Source organism: Pseudomonadota bacterium (assembly GCA_022361155.1).
Taxonomy (GTDB): domain Bacteria; phylum Myxococcota_A; class Polyangia; order Polyangiales; family JAKSBK01; genus JAKSBK01.
The window spans coordinates 1-5,036 of the sequence record JAKSBK010000237.1; the positions used below are offsets into that span (position 1 = coordinate 1).

The following is a 5,036-nucleotide window of genomic DNA, read 5'->3' on the forward strand; positions in this document are numbered from 1 at the left end:
AAGCGCAGGCCGTAAGCCGTGTAGCTGTAGGAGTCCATCGAGTGCGAGCGCAGAGTGAGTGTGACGAGCTGCAGATCTCTATTACCTTCTTTATAGCACAATATCTACACCAAATACAGACTTTCCAGCCGCAGCGGCTCGCGGACGCTCGCACGGCGTTCCCCGAGGCTTGCACACTCATCGCAGCGCAGCTCGCCGCGGCGCGTCGACGCGGTAGAGCTGCCGAGGCCCAACGATTGTCCAGCAAGCTCAAAGAATGCGACGCACGTTCGAGCGCGGTGCATGCCGCGCTGATGCGTCAGCGTCGTTGGGACGAGGCCCGAACCGAGCTCGCACGCCTTGATGCCCTGATGCCGAAGCCAAATGCCTACGCGTCGTTTCTCGAGCATCTGGAGCTCGCACGCAAGCAAGGGAATAGGGACGACGCGACTCGCTTGCTCAAGACGCTGCACAAGCGCTACCCGCGCTCTACGCTGGCGGTGCAAGAACGGGTCGACGCTCTGCTAGCTCGAGGTCAGCCGGATGCAGCCCTTTCGTTCCTGACGCATGCGATCGACCGCGAACCGGCTGCCATGGGCTCGCTACACCACCTGCGACGATTACTTGGTGGCGATGCGGTGCTCGAGCGTTATCGCGCAGACAGCAACCGAGTGCTTCGGGATTTCGAAAGCTCCGGTCGCGGCTATGACGCCCCCCAGGTCTTGCTGTTCGACTACATGATGACCCGCGTCTTTTCGGACGGCTCTTCCCTAGAACTCGTGCACACGATCCACCGTGTCCAGAGCCAGGAGGCCGTCAACGACCTCGGTGAGATCAAGGTTCCGCGAGATGCGCGCGTACTGAAACTGCATACGATCAAACCGAACGGCCGCCGCATCGAGCCCGACTCCATCGCAGGCAAAGACACGATCTCGTTGCCCAAGCTGAAGCCCGGCGATTATGTCGAGTTCGAGTACGTACGCTCCGTGGAGCCTCCCGGTGGCTTCCCAGGAGGCTACCTTGGGCCGCGCTTCTTTTTCCAGAGCTTCGAAGTGCCGTTCGATCACAGCGAGCTGGTGCTCGTGCTGCCCGAAGAGATGGAGTTCGTGCTCGACCCTCGCGGGCAAGCGCCCGCCCTCGAGCAGCGCGTCGCGGGCGGGCTCAGGGAGCTGCGCTTCAAGGTCACCCGGAGCAACCCCCTGGTGGCGGAGGCCATGTCGGTCTCGGCAAGCGAGTTCCTGCCTTCGGTGCGCATCGGCGCGCGAGCCTCGTGGCACAGCTTCGTTCTCAGCATGCGCGATGCCCTGATCGACAAGAACGTTCAGGACCCGTGGGCGCGCGAGATCGTGCGCGGGATCGTCGGCGACGCAAGCCCGAGTCAGCTCGAGCTGCGAGCCAGACGCCTGTACGACTGGGTCCTCACCCATATCGAGAACACGGACGACGCTTTCGAGCAGGCGGCCCCCATGCTGCGCAATCGCGCCGGCAATCGTGCACGTGTTCTGCACTACATGCTCGAGCTCGCCGGCGTGCCGTCCACGCTGGCACTCGCTCGGGCTCTGTCGGACGATGCCACCGTGTCCCCGGTAGCCGACGGTCGGACGTACCGCTACCTGCTGGTGCGCCTGGACCTGCAGCCGGAGCCTCGCTGGCTTTCGACGGTGGAGCGCTGGGCACCTTTTGGCCACGTCCCCGAGCTGCTTCGCGGCCAGCCCGCGCTGCTGCTTGGAAAACCCGGCGGCGTTGCCACGGTGGCCCGAGGTCGACCCGGTCAAGATCGGCACAGCTTGCTGTTGGAGGTGCACTTGGACCGCGAGGGGTCGGCCCGCGTCGACGCCGTGGAACACTTGCGCGGAGGACGCGCCGCAGCCTGGCGAGAGAAGCTGGAACAGATCCCTGGCGCGGAGCTCGAGCGCCGCTTCGAGGAAAGCTACCTCGCGGACCTGTTTCCCGGAGCGGCGTTGGCCCGGCTGGCCGTCACCGGCCGCCAGTCGCGCGACGAGCCCCTCAGGCTCGCGTACAGTTTCCGTGTACCTGTCTTGGGAAGAGCCACTGCCAAGGGTTGGGCCCTGCGCCCCTTGCTGCCGTCCAACCTGGCTGCCAGCTACGCCCGTCTAGCCACCCGCACGACTGCGCAGGTCGTCGCTCGCTCCCGGGATCTCGAGCTTACCGTACGGCTGCACTTGCCCCAAGCCACGCCGTGGCCCAAACCCCCTCCCGACGTGCAATGGCATGCGCAGGGGTCCTTGTTTCGGACGACATCAGCGCAGACCGCCGATGCGCTGGAGCTGCATCGCACCGTACGCGTGCCGTCGATGCGCGTGTCGCCCGAGGCGTACCCGGCCTTCGCCCGCTTCTGTCGCCGGGTCGATGCGGAGGAAGGGCGAGAGCTGATTGTGCCTTTCCTACACAAAAGCAACGCAGTCGCCGCCCGCTAGGGGCGTGCATCGGGCGCCTACTGGTACGTAAACCGCAGCTCGTAGTCGCACAGGCGGTACAGGTCGCCCTCTTCGATCTGCCTCATGTTGACGCGCTGGCCATCGAACTCCACGCCGTTGGTACTTCCCAGGTCCTTCATGAAATAGGCACCATTCTCGTACACAACGGCAGCATGACGACGCGAGATATTGCCGTCCTTGATCGGCAGGTCCGCGCTCTTGGCACCTCGGCCAATGACGAATTCGTCCTTGCTGACAGGCATCTTCTGCCCGTTATAGATGACGAAGAGTGCTCGCTTGGTGGGCGGGTGACCCGAGTAGGGCGGGGCGCGCGATGGACGGGGCAACGGTGGCGGCAGGCTCTGTTGCGGAGCGGGCGCACCGGCAGGCGGCGCGTATCCAGGCTGCTGCTGGCCCCAGCTGCGAGCCTGTGCTGCCCCTGCGCCTGCGGCCAGGCCACCCCCGCCTGCGGCCAGGCCACCCCCACCGGCAGCGGCCGCCACGGGCACGCCGGGCGCCATCGCGGGTGCTTGTGGACGCGACACCGAGGCCACGGGCGCATTGGCACCGGCCGGATTGCTGCGTGACCTGGCGTACTGCCGCATCGCTTCGTTGATGAGATAGTCCGTGGAGCACTCGAGCTCGGCGCTCATCTGTTCGAAGATTTCCCACAGATAGTCCCTGCACTGAAAGTTGCGAAGGGTCTTCTTGTTGTGATCATGGATCATACTTCCGTATCCCAATCGGACCCCCTCTAGTGTTCTGTGTCCGCGATTACATGCATAAGTCTGCGAGCAATGGGCGACGCTCGAGTCATCGAATGATACAGAACACCAGTACTAGTTTACGACCGTCGCAGCCGCCTGCAGTCGCTTGCTGAGCGCCGCTATCGCGTTCTTGGCGCTCTTGCCCACGGTGTGTCCTTGCTCCCAGCCCTTGCCCTTGACCGGGGTAGTATCACCCACGAGTCTCCGAAGCAACGCGATGTCGGACTGGCCTCCCTTGCGCTCGAAAAACGTCAGCGCGAGCACACGGTTCCACCAATCAGGAGAACTGAGCTGCTCCCGGAGGGTCCCCCTGGGTAGCGGGTTCATCTGGCCCATACGCGTGGCGTAACCCTCAAGCTCCTCAGGCAGATAGCCGATATCACGCCCACGGGGAAGCTTGCCAAGGAATTCCGCAACAACCTCGTTGCCTCCGATTGCTAGCACGAGCTCACCTGCCCGCCAGCGCAATCTTGGGTTCTGCGCATTTTGCACCAGCGACCACATGGGCGGGATAGCCTTCTTGCTGCGGACGTCTCCCACGCGGTCAAATGCGTAATCCCTCACGGGCGTAGGGTTTGTTTCCCCCAAGGCAAGCGCCAGAAGCTTGTCAAGATGCTCCGGCCCGGCGCGGCCCTCGAGAGCCTGCAGCGCGCGCGTGCGGCGCGCCACGCTGGCCTCCGCGCTCGAGGCGATCTCCAGCAATCGGTTCGAGACTGCGGGCTCCGTGGCCAAATGTTTCATGGCGAGCAGGGCACCGTCCGCGATGAAGTTCTCGCGATTGACGCGTGCCGCCCGGTCCACGCGCTTTTCATCCACGGCGGTGCCCTTCTTGATCTGCTCGCGGATCTCCCCCCGCAGCCAGTCGAGGTACGCATCGGTCTCCATTTCCCGCTCGATGGCTACCAGACGCTGCGCAGCACGCTGCTTGGCGCTCGGATCGCCCAGCTGTCCCACCAGCTCGGTGAGCTTGACGAGCGCGGGGCTCGGCAGCTTGGCATGCAGGGCGTCCACCAGCATCGAGGCGGCTGGCGAACCGAGCGAGCGCACGACTTGCTCTGCGCTGAAGTTGCCAGCCAGGCTGCGGCCGTTGAAGTCCGCGGTGAACCAGTCGATCACCGCAGCCGTCAGTGCCTGACGCGAAGCGGGGGTCGCGTGCGTAATCAGGAAGAACGACGCGTCCTTGGCCCGAATCTCCACGGGCGCGGGACCTTCACCAGACTTGCTGCTGCGCGCCGCGAGGTGCTTCTGCAGCCCTGGAACCATTGCATCGAGGATGCTGTTGCGCTCCAGAGGCTCGAGCTTCTGGATCGCCCGCTGCAGCTCCTGCACTCCAGCCACATCACCGCGCTCCATTTCTATCAGCGCCAGCCCGGCGCGCGACCGCAGGGGTATGCCGTATTTGTCGGCCAACAACACGGCCACGAGCTTTCCGGGGCCTTTCACGGTCCCCTTCCAGGTTTCGACGTCTTCGCTCGTTACCTTGCAGCCGCCCAAAACGGCGCTGCACAGTATCAACACGCGGCTGCACATCAACACGCGGCTGCACATCAACACGCGGCTGCGCATCAACACGCCGCCGCACATCAACACGCCGCTGCGCGTGATGACCCAGCAAGCTGCGGCTGCGGGGAGTCTTGCCAAAGGGGATCGCATCGTCACCTTGAAGAGCAAACCATGCGCTGCGCTTGACCGTGAGGTCCCAACCGATGGGAGGCGAGGCAACTCGGTGTGCAGCATAGCAGAGATCGTAGCCTGCGTGATCAAGCTTAGGAGGCCAAAGAGCGCGCAAGCTGGGTCCAAACTTCGCCCACGCGGCGCCGTTGGCTCGCGGAATTTTTGACCACTCTTGGCC

General features: G+C 64.4%; 3 protein-coding genes. 1 reads left to right on the forward strand and 2 read right to left on the reverse strand.

Features of this window, described 5'->3' with window-relative positions:
- Positions 1-236 precede the first annotated feature (236 nt).
- Complete coding sequence (locus tag MJD61_09015) at positions 237-2,417, forward strand: DUF3857 domain-containing protein (GenBank protein ID MCG8555410.1); 2,181 nt, start codon at positions 237-239, stop codon at positions 2,415-2,417.
- A 17-nt stretch (positions 2,418-2,434) separates the two neighbouring features.
- On the opposite strand, the gene MJD61_09020 is transcribed toward MJD61_09015, so the two are convergent.
- Positions 2,435-3,145 (reverse strand): FHA domain-containing protein, encoded by a 711-nt coding sequence (locus tag MJD61_09020; GenBank protein MCG8555411.1) that lies wholly within the window; start codon positions 3,143-3,145, stop codon positions 2,435-2,437.
- A gap of 111 nt (positions 3,146-3,256) precedes the next feature.
- Positions 3,257-4,837, reverse strand: coding sequence for a hypothetical protein (locus tag MJD61_09025; GenBank protein ID MCG8555412.1), 1,581 nt, complete (start codon positions 4,835-4,837; stop codon positions 3,257-3,259).
- Positions 4,838-5,036: the final 199 nt, after the last annotated feature.